At 61.7% G+C, this 19,534-nt stretch carries 21 protein-coding genes and 1 tRNA gene; 9 read left to right on the top strand and 13 right to left on the bottom strand.

The genetic code is table 11. The features are described from left to right. Position 1: 1 nt before the first annotated feature. Entirely contained in the window at positions 2 to 532 is a 531-nt protein-coding gene (locus CXY80_RS16020; RefSeq protein ID WP_104133069.1) for a single-stranded DNA-binding protein, read from the bottom strand. Positions 533 to 736: 204 nt separating this feature from the next. Then, a complete protein-coding gene (gene msrA, locus CXY80_RS16015) occupies positions 737 to 1,261 on the bottom strand; it encodes a peptide-methionine (S)-S-oxide reductase MsrA (protein ID WP_104133068.1) in 525 nt (174 codons plus the stop codon). A 139-nt stretch (positions 1,262 to 1,400) separates the two neighbouring features. Between msrA and CXY80_RS16010 the strand changes: the two genes are divergently transcribed. Together CXY80_RS16010 and CXY80_RS16005 are read left to right on the top strand one after the other, a co-directional pair. After that, positions 1,401 to 1,631 carry a hypothetical protein gene (locus CXY80_RS16010; RefSeq protein WP_092450968.1) on the top strand — a complete coding sequence of 77 codons (231 nt, stop codon included), beginning with the start codon at positions 1,401 to 1,403 and terminating at the stop codon, positions 1,629 to 1,631. Between the two features lie 101 nt (positions 1,632 to 1,732). Further along, positions 1,733 to 2,497 carry a hypothetical protein gene (locus CXY80_RS16005; protein ID WP_199182284.1) on the top strand — a complete coding sequence of 255 codons (765 nt, stop codon included), beginning with the start codon at positions 1,733 to 1,735 and terminating at the stop codon, positions 2,495 to 2,497. Between the two features lie 79 nt (positions 2,498 to 2,576). Here the strand turns inward: CXY80_RS16005 and nadE are convergent, their stop codons facing one another. Next, positions 2,577 to 3,398, bottom strand: a complete 822-nt coding sequence (gene nadE, locus CXY80_RS16000) for an ammonia-dependent NAD(+) synthetase (protein WP_104133067.1) — start codon at positions 3,396 to 3,398, stop codon at positions 2,577 to 2,579. A 370-nt stretch (positions 3,399 to 3,768) separates the two neighbouring features. Between nadE and CXY80_RS15990 the strand changes: the two genes are divergently transcribed. Both CXY80_RS15990 and CXY80_RS15985 read left to right on the top strand, forming a co-directional pair. Next, a complete protein-coding gene (locus CXY80_RS15990; RefSeq protein ID WP_104133065.1) occupies positions 3,769 to 4,482 on the top strand; it encodes a hypothetical protein in 714 nt (237 codons plus the stop codon). A 272-nt stretch (positions 4,483 to 4,754) separates the two neighbouring features. Further along, entirely contained in the window at positions 4,755 to 6,302 is a 1,548-nt protein-coding gene (locus tag CXY80_RS15985) for an HNH endonuclease signature motif containing protein (RefSeq protein WP_104133064.1), read from the top strand. A gap of 110 nt (positions 6,303 to 6,412) precedes the next feature. Here CXY80_RS15985 and CXY80_RS15980 read toward each other — a convergent pair. Then, positions 6,413 to 6,488, bottom strand: a tRNA-Arg gene (locus CXY80_RS15980). Between the two features lie 238 nt (positions 6,489 to 6,726). Here CXY80_RS15980 and CXY80_RS15975 point away from each other — a divergent pair. After that, positions 6,727 to 8,040 (top strand): tyrosine-type recombinase/integrase, encoded by a 1,314-nt coding sequence (locus CXY80_RS15975; protein ID WP_158251682.1) that lies wholly within the window; start codon positions 6,727 to 6,729, stop codon positions 8,038 to 8,040. A 36-nt stretch (positions 8,041 to 8,076) separates the two neighbouring features. Here CXY80_RS15975 and CXY80_RS15970 read toward each other — a convergent pair whose 3' ends face one another. From CXY80_RS15970 to CXY80_RS15955, 4 genes are all read right to left on the bottom strand, one after another. Further along, a complete protein-coding gene (locus CXY80_RS15970) occupies positions 8,077 to 8,634 on the bottom strand; it encodes a recombinase family protein (protein ID WP_104133062.1) in 558 nt (185 codons plus the stop codon). Between the two features lie 153 nt (positions 8,635 to 8,787). Next, positions 8,788 to 9,270 (bottom strand): hypothetical protein, encoded by a 483-nt coding sequence (locus CXY80_RS15965; protein ID WP_104133061.1) that lies wholly within the window; start codon positions 9,268 to 9,270, stop codon positions 8,788 to 8,790. 38 nt (positions 9,271 to 9,308) lie between these two features. Beyond that, positions 9,309 to 9,530: a hypothetical protein gene (locus CXY80_RS15960; RefSeq protein WP_146070756.1), complete on the bottom strand. Its 222-nt coding sequence runs from the start codon at positions 9,528 to 9,530 to the stop codon at positions 9,309 to 9,311. Beyond that, on the bottom strand, positions 9,505 to 9,792 hold the full coding sequence (locus CXY80_RS15955) for a hypothetical protein (protein ID WP_104133059.1): 288 nt from the start codon (positions 9,790 to 9,792) through the stop codon (positions 9,505 to 9,507). The genes CXY80_RS15960 and CXY80_RS15955 overlap by 26 nt, the downstream gene beginning before the upstream one ends. 293 nt (positions 9,793 to 10,085) lie before the next feature. Here CXY80_RS15955 and CXY80_RS15945 point away from each other — a divergent pair, with 293 nt between their 5' ends. Together CXY80_RS15945 and CXY80_RS15940 are read left to right on the top strand one after the other, a co-directional pair. Then, a complete protein-coding gene (locus tag CXY80_RS15945) occupies positions 10,086 to 10,691 on the top strand; it encodes a hypothetical protein (protein WP_104133057.1) in 606 nt (201 codons plus the stop codon). 92 nt (positions 10,692 to 10,783) lie between these two features. Further along, positions 10,784 to 11,014 (top strand): hypothetical protein, encoded by a 231-nt coding sequence (locus CXY80_RS15940; RefSeq protein WP_104133056.1) that lies wholly within the window; start codon positions 10,784 to 10,786, stop codon positions 11,012 to 11,014. 30 nt (positions 11,015 to 11,044) lie between these two features. On the opposite strand, the gene CXY80_RS15935 is transcribed toward CXY80_RS15940, so the two are convergent. Together CXY80_RS15935 and CXY80_RS15930 are read right to left on the bottom strand one after the other, a co-directional pair. Beyond that, positions 11,045 to 11,866 (bottom strand): hypothetical protein, encoded by an 822-nt coding sequence (locus tag CXY80_RS15935; protein WP_104133055.1) that lies wholly within the window; start codon positions 11,864 to 11,866, stop codon positions 11,045 to 11,047. Further along, positions 11,866 to 12,120, bottom strand: a complete 255-nt coding sequence (locus CXY80_RS15930) for a hypothetical protein (protein ID WP_104133054.1) — start codon at positions 12,118 to 12,120, stop codon at positions 11,866 to 11,868. The genes CXY80_RS15935 and CXY80_RS15930 overlap by 1 nt, the downstream gene beginning before the upstream one ends. 415 nt (positions 12,121 to 12,535) lie before the next feature. Between CXY80_RS15930 and CXY80_RS15920 the strand changes: the two genes are divergently transcribed. Beyond that, positions 12,536 to 13,725, top strand: a protein-coding gene (locus CXY80_RS15920; RefSeq protein ID WP_369828711.1) for an IS3 family transposase whose coding sequence is annotated in 2 segments (ribosomal slippage) — positions 12,536 to 12,800 and positions 12,800 to 13,725 — 1,191 coding nt in all. Because the reading frame shifts where the segments join, the coding sequence is not laid out codon by codon here. A gap of 39 nt (positions 13,726 to 13,764) precedes the next feature. On the opposite strand, the gene CXY80_RS15915 is transcribed toward CXY80_RS15920, so the two are convergent. The 3 genes from CXY80_RS15915 to CXY80_RS15905 all read right to left on the bottom strand — a co-directional run bounded on the left by CXY80_RS15915 (position 13,765) and on the right by CXY80_RS15905 (position 17,937). After that, entirely contained in the window at positions 13,765 to 14,154 is a 390-nt protein-coding gene (locus CXY80_RS15915; protein ID WP_104133051.1) for a hypothetical protein, read from the bottom strand. Between the two features lie 117 nt (positions 14,155 to 14,271). Beyond that, positions 14,272 to 15,198 carry a hypothetical protein gene (locus tag CXY80_RS15910; protein ID WP_104133050.1) on the bottom strand — a complete coding sequence of 309 codons (927 nt, stop codon included), beginning with the start codon at positions 15,196 to 15,198 and terminating at the stop codon, positions 14,272 to 14,274. 255 nt (positions 15,199 to 15,453) lie between these two features. Beyond that, positions 15,454 to 17,937, bottom strand: a complete 2,484-nt coding sequence (locus CXY80_RS15905; protein WP_158251680.1) for a phage/plasmid primase, P4 family — start codon at positions 17,935 to 17,937, stop codon at positions 15,454 to 15,456. 632 nt (positions 17,938 to 18,569) lie between these two features. Here CXY80_RS15905 and CXY80_RS15900 point away from each other — a divergent pair. Then, complete coding sequence (locus tag CXY80_RS15900; RefSeq protein ID WP_158251679.1) at positions 18,570 to 19,352, top strand: sigma-70 family RNA polymerase sigma factor; 783 nt, start codon at positions 18,570 to 18,572, stop codon at positions 19,350 to 19,352. Positions 19,353 to 19,534 lie beyond the last annotated feature (182 nt).

Below are 19,534 nucleotides of genomic sequence, written 5' to 3'. Positions count from 1 at the left end.
GTTACGAGTCTAAACGCGCGTAGGCATCCACATCCGCGTCGGTGTCGATCGGTACAAAGCCGTCTCCGGCCGGGTCGACCTGCCCGCGCTCCGCCTCGAACGCACTGGCCGATTCCTCCGATTCAGGGGATTCCACCGGGTCCGGCTCAGCCTGATCGGTGCTGGTACGCGAGGGTGCCACAGAGCGCACCGGCGTCGTGGTGTACCAGGTGAGGTCATGGCCGACAGAGTCAGCAATGATCTCCACGGAAGTTCCGGATTTCTCGGCGTTGGTCCATTTTCGAACGACCAGCCGTCCGGTGACGACAATGTGCTCGCCTTTGTTGAGCGACTTGCCCGCATTCGTGGCCAGCTGGCGAAAGGTCTTGACGGAATACCAGCAGCTTTCGTCGACGATCCATTCGTCTTTGGCCTGGTCGTGGTGGCTCTGGCGGGAGGCCAGCCGAAAGGAGGTGATCGGGGTCCCGTTTTTGCCGAAAGTCACACTGGGATCGGTGCCGATGACTCCGGATATCGTGATGTGGTCGCTCATGGTTTCTCCCGGCACGGTTGTCGCGAAGACGCTCGTTGGGCGCTCGACAGAGAGTGAGCGCACACGGCCCGGGAACGACAACTCGTGCCAGTCTTCGTCGCTCCCGGGTCGCACACTGCGAGTGTGCCGCCCCCATGGGCTGCGACGGATCGATTCAAGCGAATCAGTGGAGAATCCCGCCGACGAGCCGTTGTGGAGAAGAAACTAGCCGACGAGGTACTCGGAGTACGACTTGCGAATCTTGTTGACTTTCGGCACGGCAACGGCCATGCAGTAGCCCTGCCCGGGGTTCTTGTTGAAGAAGTCCTGATGGTAATCCTCGGCATCGTGGTAGTCGCCGAGCGGTTCGATTGTGGTGGTGATGCCGGAGCCCCACCACTCGCTCGCCCGATCGCGGGCCGTCTCAAACAGCCGCTTCTGCTCATCATCGCTGTAGAACATGGCCGACCGGTATTGGGTCCCGATATCGTTGCCCTGCCGGTTGAGCTGGGTCGGGTCGTGCAGTGTGAAGAACACGTCAAGGATGACGCTGGCCGGAATGACCTCCGGGTCGAAGGTGACCGCGACGGCCTCGGCGTGGCCGGTACGCCCGGTACAGACCGCTTCATAGTTCGGGTCGGCGGTGGTGCCGCCGGTATACCCCGACACGACCTCGCTCACACCGCGTAAGACCCGATAGACAGCATCGAGACACCAGAAACATCCACCTGCGATCACAAAAGTTTGCACTCCTCCACCCTAACTCGTCCGGCGTCGCCGCTGCCGAATGCTGCGTCAGCATCGCCGACTGTTCGCCGAAAGCGGATGTCGGTGGTCGCCCATACGGTGGATGAAACAACCGCGGCCGGCCGAAGCAGAAGGAGCAATCATGACCACTCTCATCGCACCGATCGCCCGCATTCGTGGCCGTGACTTCATCCTCGTGCGCGAGGGACTGTGGCGCGTCGTCGACCCCCTTGGCGCTGTCATCGGCTATCTCGAATGCCACGCCGGCATCGACGGCGACCGGTACAGCGCCCGCAGAATAGTCTTCGCCACGCGCACGCGCGATCTCGGTGTGTTCTGCCGCATCGAAGACGCCATCGATTGTTTCCGCTAGTGCTCTAATAGGTGCCGCGCTGCACCCATTGGTTCCAATTGCGTGGGGGCACGCCGAGGCTGGTCCCGCAGAACAGAAACTGCGCGGATAAAATCCTCGACATGGAATGGTGGAATAGCTTCGTAACCTGGCTCACAGACGTCAGCACAGAACCGGTGGTTTTCAGTGCAATCGTCTTCATTGGTGCGATTGTCATCGCCAGCGTGCTGGCGGCGTTGATCTCCCGGGGGGCCGTCAAGCGGCTCCTCACTCAGCGGGATCGGGAGATCAAGGTGGCCGCGATCGCCTCTCTCGTCGATGCCGCCACCGAGGCATCCGTTTGGAATTCACTGACCCCGCAGGAACAGGTCATGAGCGACCGGGCCGTCGGACAGGCCGACATTCAGGTTCGACTGCTGCCGATCCGCGGTTCGGGCATCGCCGCGAACTGGGCCGCCCACGAGTTGTATGAGCTCAAGCGCACCTCGGCCACATTCGGGTACCAGCTGGAACCGGCCCTGGTCGAGTTTCGCGACCGCCTGGTGGAGTGGCAGAACAAGCCCGGGCGTGCCCGCAAAATCTTCCAGGGCGATCTCGATCGTTGGAAGGCCCAGAATTCCGGCGCCGAGAAGAACCTGCTGGCCGAGCAGGAAGCCTGGGTTGCCCAGCAGCACCACGACCAGCACAGTGCGGCAGAGTCCGCCCCCGCACCGGTGCGAGCGGCACCGCTCACTCCTGCGGCGGTCAACCGTGCGCCGGCAGCCACTTCGACGGCGGCTGCGGCCGACGCATCACCGGAGACCCAGCGTCTGCTCGACGACGTGAACAAGCTCGAGGTGCGCAGCACAGACCCGCTCACTCGTTCGTCCTCCGCACCGACCACCTAGGTCAATCAGCACCACCTGAACAAGCCGGTCGGCGCTCTCGCAGCACTGACCGGCTCGTTTTTTCGTCGCGCTGGGGCGCTTACTGCCACCAGTCGTCAAACAGCGAAGCTGGCACTCGCCGCTTATGCTCCGTGCTCAGGAAGCGTGCTTCGATTGCCTCGGCCACTTCGTCCTCGACCGGAAGCCCCTCGAGAAAATCGTCGATGTGGTCATACTGCAGCCCCAGATTGGCTTCGTCGGTCTGGCCGGGCGTGTGATCGAGCAGATCAGCGGTCGGGTCCTTCAAATAGAGCTGTTCGGGGGCGCCGAGCTCCATCAACAGGGCCCGGCCCTGACGCTTGGTCAGGCCGGTCAGCGGGAGAATATCGGTGCCGCCGTCGCCGTACTTGGTGAAGAATCCGGTGACCGCCTCGGCAGCATGGTCGGTCCCGACCACGAGCAGGCCGAGCTGGCCGGCGAGCGCATACTGCGCGATCATGCGGGAGCGCGCTTTGACATTCCCCTTGGTGAAGTCGGTCATCGCCACGTCGAGGCTTGCAAGAAACTCGGTTTCGAAACCTTCGACGGCGAGTTCGATATTGAAGACGGCCTGCGATTGCGGGCGGATGAATTCCAACGCGAGTTGCGCATCCGCTTCATCGCGCTGCACCGCGTATGGCAGGCGTACAGCGACAAAGGTGGCCGGATGACCCTCGGCGACGAGATCATCGATGGCGAGCGCACACAACCGGCCGGCCAGGGTGGAATCCTGGCCGCCGCTGATGCCGAGCGCCAGGCCCGCAGCGCCGGTGCGCTTGAGGTAGTCCTTGAGAAATTTCACCCGGCGGCCAATCTCGGCGGCCGGGTCGATGGTGGGTGAGACGTTGAGTTCCGCGATGATTCGCGCCTGGAGTTCTCGCATACTTGAATCTAGCAATCCTCGAGAATTTGCGCTGCCGCCTCCCTCGAGATCAGCACCGGGGTACCGGCGAATCGTGGCGAAATTTTCCCGCACGGTAGGACAAAGACCGCTCGGGGGACGCAAGAATGATTGTTAAGAATAAGTACAGCATGCACGAGGAGTTCAGCGAAGCGCGATCCGGCAGAACGGTTCGCGGAATCAGCCGGTCTGCACTGGCAATCGCTGTGTCCGGTATTCTCTTGGCCGGACTCGGCGGGTGCGCCGCCGTCACGAACGACGAAGTTGATACCACGCCTGCTGAGCAGACCGCGCAGCCGACTGCCGCCCCACCCGCAGGCTGCATTCCGAACTCGCCCTGGACTACGGCGACGTGGTCGGCCTCGAAGATGTGACCGACGAGTTCGGCACCTACTGCCACACCACGATCAGCCCCACCGCTGAGGCAGCCGTCTACGACTCCACCAAGACCGACTTCGAGACCCTTGCCGAATTCGGCTTCACCGAGGACGACGCCGTGGAGGCCCTGCCGGTCGCCCTGCGTATTCTCACCGAAGAGGTTCTGGACAGCAGCCGGCTGGACAACTACAGCATCGCCCCGGCCGAGTGGTTTGCGGCGAATTCCGATTACATCACCACCGATTGGCAACCCAAGTTTCAGAATGCGATCGATAACGACGGTGCCGTGCTCGGCACGGCAGCCTTCGTCGTCACTGACATTCTGCCGGCCCCGCTTGCTCGCTACGGAGGCGCCCGCGCGTCGAGCACCGTCGTACGTCTGGATCGGGTGTACGCCGAAGAGCCAGACGGAGGCGAGCCGAATCTAATCTTCAGATTCAGCTCAACGAGCACGTTCGTTGCGACGGATGCCCAGATTGTCGCGCTGGTGCTCGCGGCCGACCCCGTCCAGAGCGCAGATGCTCTGCGCGCATCCAACCCCGAACTCTTTGACGGGGCAGACAACTCGTTCCTCATCATGACCGGGAACACCGTTCTGGGATTCGGCCTGGACAGTGACGATCAGGTCATCGGTATGAACTCAAATATCCAGCTGTACACGGACCAGGGCCTCGACGTCATCGCCTAGCCCATTCGAAGCAGAGCACCAAGGCCCCGCCGATGACGGGCCGGGTACCTCTGAGCGCCTCGATGGAGGCCTTGCGGAGAGCGCGCGGCAGAACCATCTGCTCCGTCCTCGCGAGAGCGGGTGAACGGTTACTTCGGCGCTCGTGAAGCAACCGTTCACTCGCTCGCGCCGGTGGGAAGAAACTTCTGAACTTGAGTCAGAATAATCTTGAGATTTGCTCGTATTTAGGGACGATTCGGGCTATAATTGTGAGTGAAGGAGGCACCGACGCCATGACCCTCACCGCCCCGCCCGCCGCAGCCGGCTCGATGCCGCAGGGTTCTCGCGTTGAAGCGGTGGCTCAGGCCGGTGCCATTCTGGCGGCAGCGTTTGACGATGTGCGGTTCGGTCACCTCGACGATGCTGAAGCTGTTGCGGTTCTCGCGGCGTTGGAGGGGCTCGGCCGCACGGTCGATGGGGTCAGGCTACGCGCCACCACCGACATCGGCGTGCGCGCCGAGATCGACCTTGGCAGTGGCTCGCTGGCGTACCGAAACGGATGCCGCAACCGGGTCGAGTTCATCACCCAACTCGTCTGCATCTCGGGCCGCGAAGCCAAACGGCGCCTGAAGCTCGGCGAGACCGCGGTGGAACGTACCCCGCTGGGCCTGCCCGTCCCGGCCCGGTACCCGGTCATCGCCGACGGCCTGACCAGCGGGGAACTCGGCATGGAATCGGCGGAGATCATCGCCAGCACCCTCACCGCTCTGCAGGGGAAGGTCTTGCCGGGCGACCTCGACCGGGTTGAGCGCGCCCTCGTCGCCACCGCCACCGGGGCCATCACCCCGGAAACCGTGGGGCTCCCCGGCGTGGGCATCCGCTTCACGCCCGACGTGCTCCGGGCGCAAGCGATGGAATGGCAGGCCCGCCTCGACCCCGACGGCACCGCCCCCAGCGACGACGTGACTGAGGCCAACAGCACGCTGACGTTCGGGCTGCTCCGTAACGGGTTGTACCCGCTGCGCGCCGAGGTCACCCCGGAGCTGCGCGGCATCATGGACACCCTCTTCGACACCTACCTGTCCGCCCGGTCGCGCACCCCGATGTTCGTGCCCACTGAATCCCTTGACGGCAGCGCCGAGCTGACTGGCCTCGATGGTAGCAACACGGAGACTGAGCGGTTCAGCGCCGACCCGTTCAGTTCTGAACAGTACAGCGGGGACACCCGCTTCGATGGGGACCGCCGCACCGCGGGCGAGAAACGTGCCGACATCCTCCGCGACGTCTTCCAAGCTGCAGCGCGCGACCCCAAAACCCCGACCATGGGCGGCGCCGCCCCCACCGTCATGATCCACGTCAACGCCACCGACCTCAACGCAGGCCGCGGCGTCGGCTGGATCGACGGCGTCGAAGCCCCCGTCAGCATGCGCCGGGTGAAAGAGACCATCTGCTCCGGCGGCGCCCAAAAAATCATCTTCGGCGACAACGGCGACGTCCTCTACCTCGGCGACAAAGTCCGCTGCTTCACCCCCAAACAACGCGCCGCCATCGCCGCCCGCGACGGAGGCTGCATCATCCCCGGCTGCACCATCCCCGCCCGCTGGACCGAAATCCACCACGTACTCCCCTGGCAACAAAATGGCCGCACCGACATCGACAACGGTGTCCTTCTCTGCTGGTTCCACCACCACACCATCGACACCAGCGGATGGAAAATCCGCATGATCAACAGCCGACCCCAAGTACGCGGACCCCTACTCTGGGACCCCACCCAAACCTGGCGCCCCACCCACAGCCACCGCGCCAACACCCCCAGCCCCGAACCACCCTGGCGCACCTAAGACCATCAAGCGCGGCCGGAATTCTGTTCATCTTTGACTTCGACCGGGCTCACCTCGAGCAAAACGGCGAGTCGCGGCCTTCTGCATTACTCACTGCAGTAACCCAGGCGTGGTGCCCCCGGTAGGAATCGAACCTACGACAATCGGATTAGAAGGCCGGTGCTCTATCCACTGAGCTACGGGGGCGGGTTGTGCTCTTCCATTCTACCGGAGGGCGGCTGTAGTCCCAATTCCCGCGTCTTTACGCGGAAGTTGGGGAGTCTGCAGGCTCCATTTTCAGTCGACAATGGTGCTTACGTTCAGGAAGCGCTCAGCTCGCATACGGTCTCAAACGCCCCAGAGCCACATAGGTTTAGGCCCACCTGTAGGCCCACCTAGGTCCACCCGATATACGCTTAGAGCATCGAACACAAAAAGGGGTGTTGTGACTAAAGCAAAACCGAAAGAAGTCAAACGTGCAGCCCCAGGAGACGGCTCGTACAAATTTGACACGAAGCGGGGGCTCTGGGTCGGCCGGGTGACCCTGCCCACCGGCATTGACGGCAAGCAACGCCGGCGCACCGTTACCAGCAAGGATGAAGTTCGAGGGCAGAAGAAGTTCGACGCGGCGAAGAAAGAAGCAGCCAAAGGTGGGGTGCAGCGAACAAGCAACCCGACGACAGGTGCGTACCTCATGGAGTGGCTGGGTACCGTCGCGACCCGGCCGCGAACCAAGGACTCGTACGAAGCGAACCTCCGTCTGTACATTATCCCGGCGCTCGGGAAGATCCGCATCTTGCATCTCGGGTACGGTGACGTGTTTGCGATGACTCAGGGAATGACCGCCCGCGGCCTGTCATCGACAACCGCGCGGACCGCCCACACGATCCTCAGCACCGCACTGACCGCCGCCGTCAACCGGAAGGTCATCGACTGGAACCCGGCAAAAGCAATCCTCCGCCCGCAAGCAGCTGTCGTCAAAGACAACTACTTGACTGTGGCCCAGACAGCGACGTTGCTTCGTTCTGTTCACGGCGATCGCATGGAGGCGATGTGGGCGATGTATGCGCTGACCGGATGCCGGGAAGGCGAAGGCCTCGGCCTTACGATCGATCGTGTAGACCTGACACCCGGTGCTGAAATCATTGACCTGTCCTGGCAGCTGCAACGGCTTCGCTGGGCTCACGCTGCCGGCTGTGTTGATCCAAAAACACGCAAGGCGGCCTGCTCAGGCAAGCGTGGAGCGGACTGCCCCGGCCGGCATATCATCACACCGGCCGGCTTTGAGATGAAGGTGTTGGCCGGCGCTCTTGTTCTCACTCGACCAAAGACGGCGTCGTCCAACCGCATGGTCCCATTGGTGTCCCCCCTGCTGGAGCTGATCACCGCTCGTGTCGCGGCAGCTACCGCTGAACACAACCCGTTAGGCCTGTTGTTCACCGGACCAGCGCACGTTCGTAAGCTGGCCGGTAACCCCTTCTTCGAAGGGGGTGCGCCATGGAACCCGAGTGCCTGCAACCTCGCCTGGCATCGCGCTCTGGCTGACGCCGGCCTTGAGGAGGACCGCAAGCCGGTCTACTCGCTGCACTCCACCCGGCATTCCGCGGTGACAGTCCTCGCATCTATGGGAGTACCGATATCTGTCCGCATGCAGATCACGGGGCATGCATCGACCAAAGCACACGCCGGGTACAACCATAACGCGGAGCTTGCCGAAGCTCGAGAAGCTCTAAAAGCAATGGGGAAGCTGTTCTCCTAAACCGGGATCAGCGAGCACTCTATATAGAGGAGCGAATCATACCGCCCGAAGGTACGCGTAAACCGTTTCTCGGCTGACCCCAAATTGACGGGCCAGCTCTGCTTTCGATACTCCCGCTGCTGCTTTCTCGCGAAGTTCGACGGCTCGAGCCGCGTCCAGTGAAGGCGCCCGCCCACGGTAGATGCCGCGCTTTTTTGCCAGGGCGATCCCCTCGCGTTGACGTTCACGGATGAGCGAGCGCTCGAACTCGGCGAACGCGCCCATGACGCTGAGGAGTAAATTTGCCATGGCGTTGTCATCGCCGGTGAAGGTGAGCTGCTCCTTAACGAATTCGACCCTCACCTTTTTCGCGGTGAGTCGACGCACGATCGCCCGGAGGTCGTCGAGGTTTCGAGCCAATCTGTCCATCGAATGTACGAGAACGGTGTCTCCGTCGCGCACGAACTTGATCATCTCGTCGAGTTCAGGCCTGTTCTGGTCCTTGCCCGATGCTTTGTCCTCGAACGTGCGGTCGACGGCGACGCCGGCAAGCTGCCGTACGGTGCTCTGATCGAGCTTGCTCACGCGCACATATGCCACTCGCTGACCTGCCATGTGGATCCCCCATCGTTTCTGTCAAATTAGAGTCTAAGACCCTGGTGCTAGGTGTGTCAAGTAATCCAAAACTGACCCTATCCTGACGCTTTCACATATCAGTGCTTGACGTCCAGCTGAGGTGTACCCCATGTGGACACCGCCCAGGCTTGCCTAGTAGGTCACAAATTCGACTTCATAGCCTTCTGGAAATACCCCACCGAGTATCCATGCGCTAAATGCGGCCTGAGCGTCAGCCACCAGCAAAACCTGATGCTCACGCAATTCGACGTCGTGTTCGGTGCCGGTGAGACTCACGTAACCTCGGCCACCACCCACCCGGCCGACGACACCAATGACGTTGCTGCCAGCCTCCATACCGCCGAGCTCCACTAAGAGCCCGGCCGCAGAACCCCACGCCTGCATCCACCTGGCGCTCCGAGCATCACCGATAATCACGAAAGGAAATCCGCTCGGCTCGTCGATGCACGCGAAAAGATCCATCGCAAACGCCACCGAAAACACAGGCAGCCGCGGCTGAGTCTCCCAACCCTCCCACCACAGTTCCGGCTCGCACGGCATGACGGAAATCTGCTCGTGGAGCTCTAGCTCAAATTCGAGGTGTAGAAGTGGATCATACGTCGGAGTGAGGGTCATACCGATCTCATGCGCGGCGCCAGCACAGCCGACCGCTCCTAGCTGGTCCGATATTCGGCGTCGTAACCGTCGGGGTACACGCCGCCCAGGATCCAAGAAGAAAATGCGACCCGAGCATCTTCCAGAGTGAGCACCTGAGAGGCTCGGACCGTGACCGGGCTGTGCCCGCCAACGATCTGCACCTGCTCACCGCCACCACCCGGACGGCCGAGTATCCCCATGGTGGTCGTGTCATCAGCATCGGGAGCCGAAAGCTCCACGGAGTATCCGATACCTGCCGGACGCAAACACCATCATCCAGCGATTGCTTGCCACATGCCCGAGCACGGCGTACAAAAAGCCGGCAGTCGCATCAACACAGCCGAGCAAGTCCAGGGCGAACGCTGTGCTCCAGCAAGGAATGCGGTCGTTCGTGTGCTCCGCTTCCCACCAAATATCAGTCTCGGCCGGCATTTGATCGAAGGCCGTCACCAGCTCGGGATCAAAGCTGTCAAGGTGCGCGATGGAAGCTGGTGTGGTCATGGGTGATTCATGCGCGGCAGCGCTGCCGCGCATGAGATAGATATGAAACCGCAACCTGCCGTCAGCTACAGCTACGCGGTCCGAACATCTTCCGAAGTCATTTTCTACGCGCTGCACGCCGACGGGTCAGCTTCCGCTTCTATCCACGCCGGCGCACCCTGGCGGTCGTGTACAGGATCTTTCTTTGAAGTCGGATCCCCGGCGATCGTAACTTTTGGCGTCGAGTGGTTTGTTGGTGGCACCGTCATGGAGGACGCGATCGGGCTGCTCGGGCCGCTACCGCAGCCCGCACCATGATTTCAGAGACGGTCATCTGGGGTGGGTCACAAGTTGGCGAGTACATCGTGCAAGCTGACCGCCAGTTTCGCGTCCAGATCATGCCTGGCCGGATGATCCGCGCCTGGCCGGAACCTCAGGTACACCCACTTCCTGCCTGGGCTGGACAGTGGATCGGCGGAATACGGCGCGTCGTCGTCGATGAGCGGTGGGATCTCGTCGCTGAGGTTGGCAATACTCAGGTCGCCGTCGACCTCGGCATCGTCACGAACATCGAGGCGGTAGAGCTCTGCATCGACGGTCCAGTCACGGCTTCCAGCCCTCCAGGCAGGTATGAGATTAGAACGGACTCAGAACTTGTTGTTGTTCTGATCGGCGAAACCAGCTGCCGAGCCGCCCACGGTCGGCTGATCAACGGGCTCGGTTCCGGGTATGAGGGCGACGGACGGATGCATGAGGCCGAAGATTTCATTTTTGTTCGCGGTTATCGGGGCGCGCTCGCGTGGTCTGAGGATGCCCAAGCTGAGGAGTGGCACGGATTTTCCACCTCAGAGGTTTACCGTATCGACTGGCAGGCACCCCCGACGACGACAAGCCAAATAGCTCCCGGGTCGGTGTTCTAGCCGAACATCGGGATGCACAAAAGCCCGGCCAGAAGGCAGTCCGATTCGACCGGCACGCCGAATGCCGCGCATGATCGTGGTGAAGGGTAGGTGTGAGCGTGGATGAGGACTCTGACCGCGGTGCGCTGTCCGGTATTGAGCTCGAAAAGCGGATGGTTGAGATTGCAAAAGGCCATGAGCTCGCGGGTTACCACCCAGACGGCGACGCCCTCGATCGGGCCAAGCGGATCCTCACTGGTGAACTTTCAGAAGCAGACGCCTGGGCCGAGATCGACGCGAAATGGGACGATGGTGGGCCGGACGCAGAAAAACCGGCCCGTTGACCGGGCCGGCTGTCTGTTCGTTTAGGTGGTTTAGAGGGCGGTGACGCCGTAGATGCTATAGCTCAAAGAGCCTCCATCGTCGATCGTCGCATGAGAGACGTATCGGCTGTCGAACGTGTCACAGAGCAGCGTGTACAGCGCGCGCTCCACCTGCTCGGTGTGATAACTAGGTGGGCACGTTGGGCCACTGATCGCGCGGGTGGGAAACGCGGGCAGCGCCACCGCGCCGATGCGTACAATCACCACGGAGTCTGGGCCTGAGTAGAACCCGCCGTCACCGTCGGCTTGAAAATCTTGGAACTCCGCAACGATCTCCGCTGGCACACCAAGCGCGATCTGGACGAGCACCGCCGCCTGAAACTCTGCCGAGATGGTCGGGGCGTCCGTACCCTCGTCGTCGTACTCCACGCATTCGGGGTATATGCCACATACTGAGCAGCGCAGCTCCCCGGTGCCCCACCCGTTTGTCAGCGTGTGAACTGGTTCGATGTAGAAATGTAGGTTGCCCGGCTCATCGACGCCGACGTTCGTGATCGTCATCTGATCGCGAAGCAGGGCCTCATGCACCCGCTCCTCAATGATGCTGGCGGCGACATCCCCGGCGCATGGCCCGAAGCTGGTGTCACCGATGAACGGGCCGACAGCCCCGCCGTCCTGTGAAATGGTGGTGTTGGGTTGGGTGGCGCTGAGAACGTCGAGGCTGAATGTGCTGTCCGGTCCAGGGAAGGTGCCGTACTCGGAGACTTCCAGGTTCTCGAAGCGCACGATCAGCTCCGGCTGTACATACCAGTCGATCTGGTCGTTGAGCGCGGTGATCAGCTGATCGCTCAGCTTAAAAGTTGTAGTGATCATCAGTTCAAGCTCCCGTCCCAGTTGATGTCGCCGTATGCGAGTGCGGCTTGGCCGATCTCGGCTGGGTCTGTGCTGGTGCCGTATCCGGAGATGCAGGCGTCGATGCCTACAGCTGCGACCATGGTTGCTCCGAGCTTGGCGGTGTGTGATTCGAATGTGATTGTCATTTTCTTGCTGCTTTCAGTTGAGTTGAGTTGGTCGGAGTTCTGATCGATTCGTGCTTTAGTGCTGTTGTAGTTCTCCGTGCCGGTCATGAAGCACCTTCTTCAACGCAGTCCGGCGTTGCGCCGCACGTTGAACAGCTGAACTCACCCGGACGACCGCCTGGTGTGATCGGGTGTTCAGGATCCCCTGCGGCCACCGGCCGGTACCAGCCGACGCCGGCGAGCTGCGGAGCATACTGCCGCTCTCCAGGACCGCCCAAGGCTGCACTAGCCCGGTAAGCGACGCCAACCTCCCAGCCGTCGTGAAGCTCGACGATCCGAGTTTCGGTGAGGCCGACAGGTTCGTGATCGGATGTGATGCGCAGCGGGGGCGGGTTCCACGACATGTCGTTCCAACCGAGTTACGGCGTTCGCCGGCAGTGAGCTCAGATTCGAACAGCATGTCTTCCAGCTCGATGTGGCCCTGCCCCCTATCAGTGGACACCTCACAAGAGAGAATGTTCACATGGGAAAGACACGCCGGGAGTTCACTCCTGAGTACAAAGACGAGGCCGTGAAGCTGGTAATCAACACCGGCAGGGCCATCGCGACAGTGGCCCGCGAGCTCGGGATCAACGAGGCCTCGCTGGGTCGTTGGGTCATCGCTTTCAAGGCCCGAAACGACACCGGGGAGACCGCGGTTACTGAGTCTGAACGGGCCGAGTTGCTCCGGCTGCGCAAAGAGAACGCGGACCTGAAACTGGATCGGGCGTTTCTAAAAAAAGCATCCATCTTCTTCGCCCAGGAAGCGTCGGATACGAGCGCAAAGCGTTCGAACTGATGCTGGCGGAGAAGACCAATTTCACCATCACCCGCATGGTCCGCCTGCTCGAGGTGTCCCGCTCAGGATATTACGTCTGGCTCGACCGGAAGCCGTCGGACCGCATGATTCGACGGGAGGGCATCGATCAGAAAGTGGCGTGGTTCCACGGTGACTCCGACGAGGTTTATGGGTCGCCGAGAATCCTCGCCGACCTCCGCGCCGACGGGGAGACCATCTCGCGCAAAACCGTCGCCAAGACCATGCAACGCCTCGGACTGGTGGGCATCTGCCCCAAAAAGTGGAGGACCACCACGATCATCGACCACGCCGACGCTTACCCCGTCGACGCCGTCAAACGGCAATGGGATACCGGGGCCCTGAACCAGGTCTGGGTCGGTGACATCACTTATCTGAGGACTTGGGAGGGGTGGGTCTACTTGGCGACCGTGATCGACGCACACAGCCGCCGGGTCATCGGCTGGGCCATCGCCGCCCACATGCGGACCGATCTGATCGAGAATGCCCTCGGGATGGCCATGACGCTGCGCGGAGACAGGCCGGCGCAGGTCATCTTTCACAGCGACCGCGGCACCCAGTACGCCTCCGCACAAATCACCAAGTTCGCGATCAAGAACGGCATCACCCGCTCGATGGGCTTTACCGGTATCTGCTGGGACAACGCCATGGCCGAAAGCTTCTTCGCGACGCTGAAAACCGAGTTCTACTACCGCCGAGTTTGGCCCACCCGCGACCGCGCCACCCGCGAAGTCGGGGCCTGGATCGAAGACCGCTACAACCGTCGGCGCCGGCACTCCTCGATCGGAGATGTCACTCCGGTCGCCTTCGAACTGCAATACTCGCTACAGACTGCGGAAGTTCAACTCGCCGCTTAACCCGTGTCCACTAACCGGGGGCAAGGCCAATGTCAGTCATCAGTTGCAGCTCCCGTCGAGGTTGATGTCGCCGTAGGCGAGAGCTGCCTGACCGATGGCCGCTACGCTGGCGGTCCCATATGCCTCGGTGCAGTGATCCAGGCCAATTGAGGCGATCATGATCTTGCCGAGCACTGTGCTGGGGTTATCAACGGCCACCGGGATCTCGGCTGCCGGTGCCACCCAGTCGGCGCCGACAACCTTGAACTCGTCGGTGCTCGAGAAGTGCAGCTCAGTGTTGTAGCCTTCAAGCCGGACCATCGTCACTGGGCGCTTGGCAGCGTCTCCCCCGCCCCGGCCCGTGGGGATCTGTCGAGCGTCAGCGAGTACCCCCGCGCGCAGCCCGACGTTGAGGATGACGATCCGAGATCCGATATCAGATGCCGTCATAGTAGCTAGCGTGCGATTTGCCATGTGAACTTCCTGTGGTTGTGGGGCTTCGTTGTGAGGCTGCTGATTACCTCCTCTATATGGAGGGGGATACTCACACCCCACAAAACTGTCTTCTCATGCAGCAACGCGGCCAAAACGAGCGGTTGCCGTGCGAACGTTCTTCACCGACTCGAACGGAACTCCCTCAATCTCGGCTGCGATAAGCCCGAGGCCACCGGTGAGGCTGCCGAAAAGCAAAGCCACCAAGCTCTTCCAATCCTCAAAAGGAAAATCGAGGGCATCAGCAAGCCCGCGCTCACGACGGAGGGCGTCGATGGCGCTTCGTACCGAACCCAGCTCACGACCGCGACGGAGCATCGTCTCCAGAACGGCGTCGGCTAGTTTTTCCGAGTGACCATGACTGATGATCAGTGCGCGGGCAGTTTTCAAGGCGACGGTACGGAAGCCGGTGGTCTCCAGTACCTCATCGACGGCCGCAACAAAATCTGAGTCGAGCAGCGGCGAGTAACCGGAGAATTCTGCCGCACCGATACGGTGGAGTCCTTTGCGCGACGTCTGCTTGCGCTGAGCTTGGTGCTCTTCAACCAAGCTGCCGTTGACTTCCTTGGCGGTGAAAGCCCAAGCATCGCGGGCGCCGATAATTGCGGGGTTCAAACGGAACGGTGCCGGCTTTCCGTCAGCGGTCTTGGCAAAGGGTTGCGCCCAAGCTTCCCAGAGAGCCATGTGCAGGTCGCCAGCCTCAAGGTTGTTCTTGTGGGCGATGCCGGTGAAGCGTTTGACGCCGAGGGTGAAAAGGGCGCGGCCGCGGCGGCTGTTCCAGCGATCTTCGTCCGCTTGGATGGCTTCAAGCTCAGTCACCAGGTACCCACCCATATTCTGAAGTTCTGCCTCCGTAGAGACGCCCTCAGCAACCGCTGACCCGTAAGCTGCTAGGGCTGCGGCCCGAGGGGCGATACGAGCCGCGGCGACCTCTGCTCGCTCCTGGGCGATGCGCAGGTCACGAGCGAGCTTCTTTGCAGCTTTTTCGATGGTTTTCGACACGGTATTTCCTTCTGAACCGGGGGTTTTTCGGTTCAGAAGGAAGACATGCGGCCAAAAGCGGGGAGAAACGGAGAAAAACGGAGAAAATCAAGAAAGAAACACCAACCACCCTCAAACTGGGGGTAAGCGTCCGGGTGCTGCTCTGATTGCGTTCTGCGTGCTCAGAAGCCGCCCCACCCCTCAGCCAGGCGACGAAAACAACATCGGCCCGAACACCGGGGAGGTATTCGGGCCGTTCGTTGGAGTGGCTGGTGATCAGTACGTGGGCATAGCTTTCTCTACTGCCGAGCTGGTGCTCCGCAGACCAACGCCATACCAAGTCGGATACCCCTTGATCCGCTTCTCGAAATCGGCGTCGATACGCGGGAGCACACCTCGCTCCTGCAAACCCTCACGGATCGCTGCGAGCGTCCAGCTGGTTCGGCGGCCCTGCTCAAACACGTAGGCGTCGAAAGCTGCCTTCAGATCGGCACGGCGGCAATGAACGCGATCCGCCGGCTCCCCCACAATCAGGCACTCGGTGATGAACCCGCCGAGGAAGTCCTGACTAGCGCGGTATGAACTGGTGGCCTCGGCAACGACAGCGCAGGTGCCGAGACCTTCGTTGCCGAACGCGAGAGCACCGTCGACCAACCAGCGAAGGATGCCAGCTGCTTCCGCTGCGAGTTTCATGGCCAGGTCTGCGTCCTTCTGCTCCTCCGTCACGATGTTGTTGAAGGGCATGATGCGCACTCGGCGCCACGTGCCGGCATCCTGTGCCCGGATCGAAGGTCGGTGGTTGGTGAGTAGAGCCATTGTCGCGCTCGGTTCAAACGTGACGCGGGACTTGTAGAGGCCGCGACCGCTGATCGTGTCGCTGCTGGTCATAATTTTCAGAGCCTTCTCATCGAGGGCATTGCCCGCACCGGTCTCAGCAGCCAGCACCAACCTGGCGCCTTGCAGTTCCAAAAGCATCTCGTCAGTCAAGTCACCAGTGAAGGCCTTTGCTGGCATCGTGCCGGCATACGAGCCGATCGTCGAGGTGATGGCCTTGGTCATGGTTGATTTTCCGTTCTGGCCGCCACCCGTGATCATTCCCATGACCTCCTCGACGGTTTTCCCGATCAGAGCCATGCCAAAGAAGCGTTGGATGAAACCGACGTACTCGACATCACCACCCGCGGACTGCAAGACGAAACGATCCCAGACCGGCGACACTGCTTCCGGGTCATAGCCCACTCCGGTCACCTTGCGCATCGCGTAGGCGGGGCCATGCGGCAGCAGTTCACCGGTCAGGAGATCGACGACGCCTGAGGGAGTATTGAGAAGGTAAGCGTCAACGTCACATTCATCGGAGCGGAGCTGAACGGACGGATCGGAGCTGGCGATGATCCCGGCGTTCTTGATAGCAGGAGCGGAGCGGGAGTTGCGATACCGGACGGGGTCGGCGACATCACGCTCGGTCAGAATCTTGGTGACATGGGCCACATTGGCGCCACGGCCTTCGGCAGTCCAAATACCATTGGCCGCGTCGTAGCTGTTCCAGGAGTCGGTGGTCGGGTCAAAGGTGTGGCTCCGCTTTTCAAGCAGTTCATCGACCAGGCGTTCGGAGCGCCCGCTGTCGTCGTCTGAGTAGACGCGTGCGACATTCTCGGCGCTCGAGATGGTTACGAGGTGGGTGGCGAGCAGATCAGCTAGCGGGGTTACAGATCCTTTCTGGAGCATGGCCTGCAAGTAGTCGTCTACGCCGCCCTTGCGGTCTTTGGTGACGCCCGGGGTGTCAACGATGTAGACGGTGGCGCCGGCAGCTTCGAGCAGCTGGCCGAACACGACCATAGCGCCGCCGACGTTTTTGTTGGTGCGCCAGTCGGCGTCCCAGAAGAGCAGCTCGGTGCGGCCGACGTGATCAATGAGGCCGACCGTTTCGGCTGTGAGCACCGGGGTCGGCGCCAACCCTGACTCCGCATCGCCAGCCTTGTACCCCATGGTCACCCCAGTGAGAGCGACAGGGACGATGGAGAGACCTTCCCGCAAAGCAGCTGACAGAATCGCGTCGGCCTTAGCCACCCCCTCAGTCCAAGCGATGATCGCAGCCGGGTTGGCATCGAGCATGCGCTGGCCGTACGGGTGGACGTCGGCCGGTAGCTGGCCTACTTCTGAGCCGCGGACGGCGCCGGCCGGGGCCTCAAATTTGACGGAGCGGGATTTCGGTTTTTTGTCGCGGCCGAGGACCGGGATTGGTTCCCCTTTCTTGTCGAGCTTGTTTGCACCGGTCTCATCCTTTTCAAACTCGACGATGACGCGCGGCAGGTCGGGGCGTACCTGGAAGAGCACCGGGTGCGCTGGGCCGTGCGCGAGCGAGTAGAGGGGGATGACCAGGCAGTCGTTGTCTTCGACCGTCATGTTCTTGAGGGCATCACCGCCAAAGCCCTCAATCTCAATTTTCTGATCACGACGGACCGCGCTGTGGATGCCACGGCCGCGAGCAACATACTCGGAATTTGCGCGCCACTGCAGGTAGTGGAGGTGCGCCGGTGTTGCCGTGCGGAAGCTCTCCGCTGAATCGTCCGGCCACTTGTGAGTAGTGAAGTCATCGGTGGGGATGTTTCGTATGTTCCAGTCGCCTGGTCCCGCTACGTCGCGGGCGTTGGCTGCGAGCCAGGCGTTACGTTCTGCGCGTTCTGCATTCGGTGTCATGAAGGCTAGTGCCTCCGGGCTGCTCACCGCAGCCTGCTGTGTCGAGATGGTTTCGGTGTTCATGGTTTCGCGTCCTTCGCGCCGGTGGCTGCCCGGATGGGCTTGCCTCATGAACGGAGGGGGACAGTGAAACCCCACGAAACTGGGATCTGAAGTTCTGAGCGCCCCCAAGACGCCCCCTGCGCCACCCGAATCGGAAACGTGAGTGGGCGCCGGACGCCGAAATTTGGGCAGAAAACGTGAATAGGGGGCGCTGGGGGTGACGAAGGGGTGGTCATCCACCCCCTCAATTTGAGGTTTTATTTAGACCTCTGGAAAATAAAAACCCCGTAAATACAGGGTTCTTTGAGATCAAATTAGGTCTAGGGGGTGTGGGGGGCGCCGGGGGCGCTGCTCAGAAGAGTTTGCATAGAAAAACTGTTTCGAACCGGTTTGGCATGCTTGAGGCTGTTTTGGATCCTCAGTGGAAAAGGTTCCTGACCGGGCGCCCCCGCGCCCCCCGCGCCCCCTCGGCACTGTATCTGACCAAATTTGGGCCGTTGCGGATCACTCGTGGGCACTATTTTCATACTGCTCATGTACGCGCTCTGGCGAAGCGCTCGTTTCGGGGTTCTGTGGGGTTTCAATACCCCCCTCCGTATAGAGGGCAGCCCGTCCGAGGTCGCCCCGTCACTTGAGGGATCACCACGATGGAAATGCCAGCAACACTTCAGACCTACACAGTTCCACCGGCACCATACGGTGTCCGTCTCGAATCCGATGTTCACGCACGTCTGATCCTGCGAATCGTCCACGGACGGCGACCGACCGCAACCGAGGACGAGCGCAAGCAGGGCACCGCCGCTCGCAGCGATCTCCTCACGGCATACCTGCCATGGATCAAAGCACGGGCAACCGCCACTTCTTCTTCTGCACTAGCGTCCGAAGATCGGGCTGCGGAGGCGTACCTGCTCTGCGTCGAAGCCCTGGCCAAATACGATCCCTGCAAGGGGGTGCCGCTCGGTGCCTACCTGATCTCGCAGCGAGCGACTTCCGGTGAACGGGTCACTCTCGCCGGAATGCCGCTCGACCAGTTCACTCGCAAGCAGCGTCGGTCTGCGGTGCAGAATGGCCAGCCCATCTCCCGGCCGGCGTCGCTTGGTGCACCGGTCGGTGGCGTGGACGGCTTGAGCATCGAAGACCGCGCGCCGAGCCAGGCCGACGGGCCGCAAGAACTGGCTGAGCGTTCCGAGCTCAGCGCGGCGATAGCCGAAGCCCTGGGCGAGCTGACCGAGCGTCAAAGGGATCTGGTGATCAGCCGTTTTGGCTTGGATGGTGGAGCGCCAATGGAGCTGAAGGAGATTGGCTTACTGATGGGTATGAATGTTCCGAGCGTGTCAAAAGCTGTGAACCGAGTTCTGGCACAAATCAGCAAGGCCAGCCCGCAGCTGAAGGCTCACCTTGACGCATTCGGCGCCACCGAAACGGCGACTGTCTGATGCCGTACACGATCGAAACACACCGCGCTCAGCCGAACCACAGAGTCGGGCCTGGCGGCCCTCCACAACGCCGTGGAAGCACGTGCTGGCAGCCGCGGGCCGGAAAGCCTGGCTGATCCCCCAGGTGCGCGAGGCGAGCAGCAACAACCTCGGCAGCGAAGGCGAGGCGAAGCGGGCGAAGC

It is taken from the genome of Cryobacterium sp. M91, assembly GCF_002929615.1.
GTDB classification, from domain to species: domain Bacteria; phylum Actinomycetota; class Actinomycetes; order Actinomycetales; family Microbacteriaceae; genus Cryobacterium; species Cryobacterium levicorallinum.
This window is presented reverse-complemented; position numbering and strand designations above follow the sequence as displayed.

Bases quoted from the DNA above. Each gene is read 5' to 3' on its own strand.
- CXY80_RS16010 (WP_092450968.1), top strand. From the start codon at position 1,401: ATGACCACTCTCATCGCACCGATCGCCCGCATTCGTGGCCGTGACTTC.
- CXY80_RS15985 (WP_104133064.1), top strand. From the start codon at position 4,755: ATGACCCTCACCGCCCCGCCCGCCGCAGCCGGCTCGATGCCGCAGGGT.
- CXY80_RS15915 (WP_104133051.1), bottom strand. From the start codon at position 14,154: ATGACGGCATCTGATATCGGATCTCGGATCGTCATCCTCAACGTCGGG.
- CXY80_RS16005 (WP_199182284.1), top strand. From the start codon at position 1,733: ATGGAATGGTGGAATAGCTTCGTAACCTGGCTCACAGACGTCAGCACA.
- CXY80_RS15930 (WP_104133054.1), bottom strand. From the start codon at position 12,120: ATGACCGGCACGGAGAACTACAACAGCACTAAAGCACGAATCGATCAG.
- CXY80_RS15965 (WP_104133061.1), bottom strand. From the start codon at position 9,270: ATGACCCTCACTCCGACGTATGATCCACTTCTACACCTCGAATTTGAG.
- CXY80_RS15955 (WP_104133059.1), bottom strand. From the start codon at position 9,792: ATGACCACACCAGCTTCCATCGCGCACCTTGACAGCTTTGATCCCGAG.
- CXY80_RS15905 (WP_158251680.1), bottom strand. From the start codon at position 17,937: ATGAACACCGAAACCATCTCGACACAGCAGGCTGCGGTGAGCAGCCCG.
- CXY80_RS15935 (WP_104133055.1), bottom strand. From the start codon at position 11,866: ATGATCACTACAACTTTTAAGCTGAGCGATCAGCTGATCACCGCGCTC.
- nadE (WP_104133067.1), bottom strand. From the start codon at position 3,398: ATGCGAGAACTCCAGGCGCGAATCATCGCGGAACTCAACGTCTCACCC.
- CXY80_RS16020 (WP_104133069.1), bottom strand. From the start codon at position 532: ATGAGCGACCACATCACGATATCCGGAGTCATCGGCACCGATCCCAGT.
- CXY80_RS15945 (WP_104133057.1), top strand. From the start codon at position 10,086: ATGATTTCAGAGACGGTCATCTGGGGTGGGTCACAAGTTGGCGAGTAC.
- CXY80_RS15900 (WP_158251679.1), top strand. From the start codon at position 18,570: ATGCCAGCAACACTTCAGACCTACACAGTTCCACCGGCACCATACGGT.
- CXY80_RS15970 (WP_104133062.1), bottom strand. From the start codon at position 8,634: ATGGCAGGTCAGCGAGTGGCATATGTGCGCGTGAGCAAGCTCGATCAG.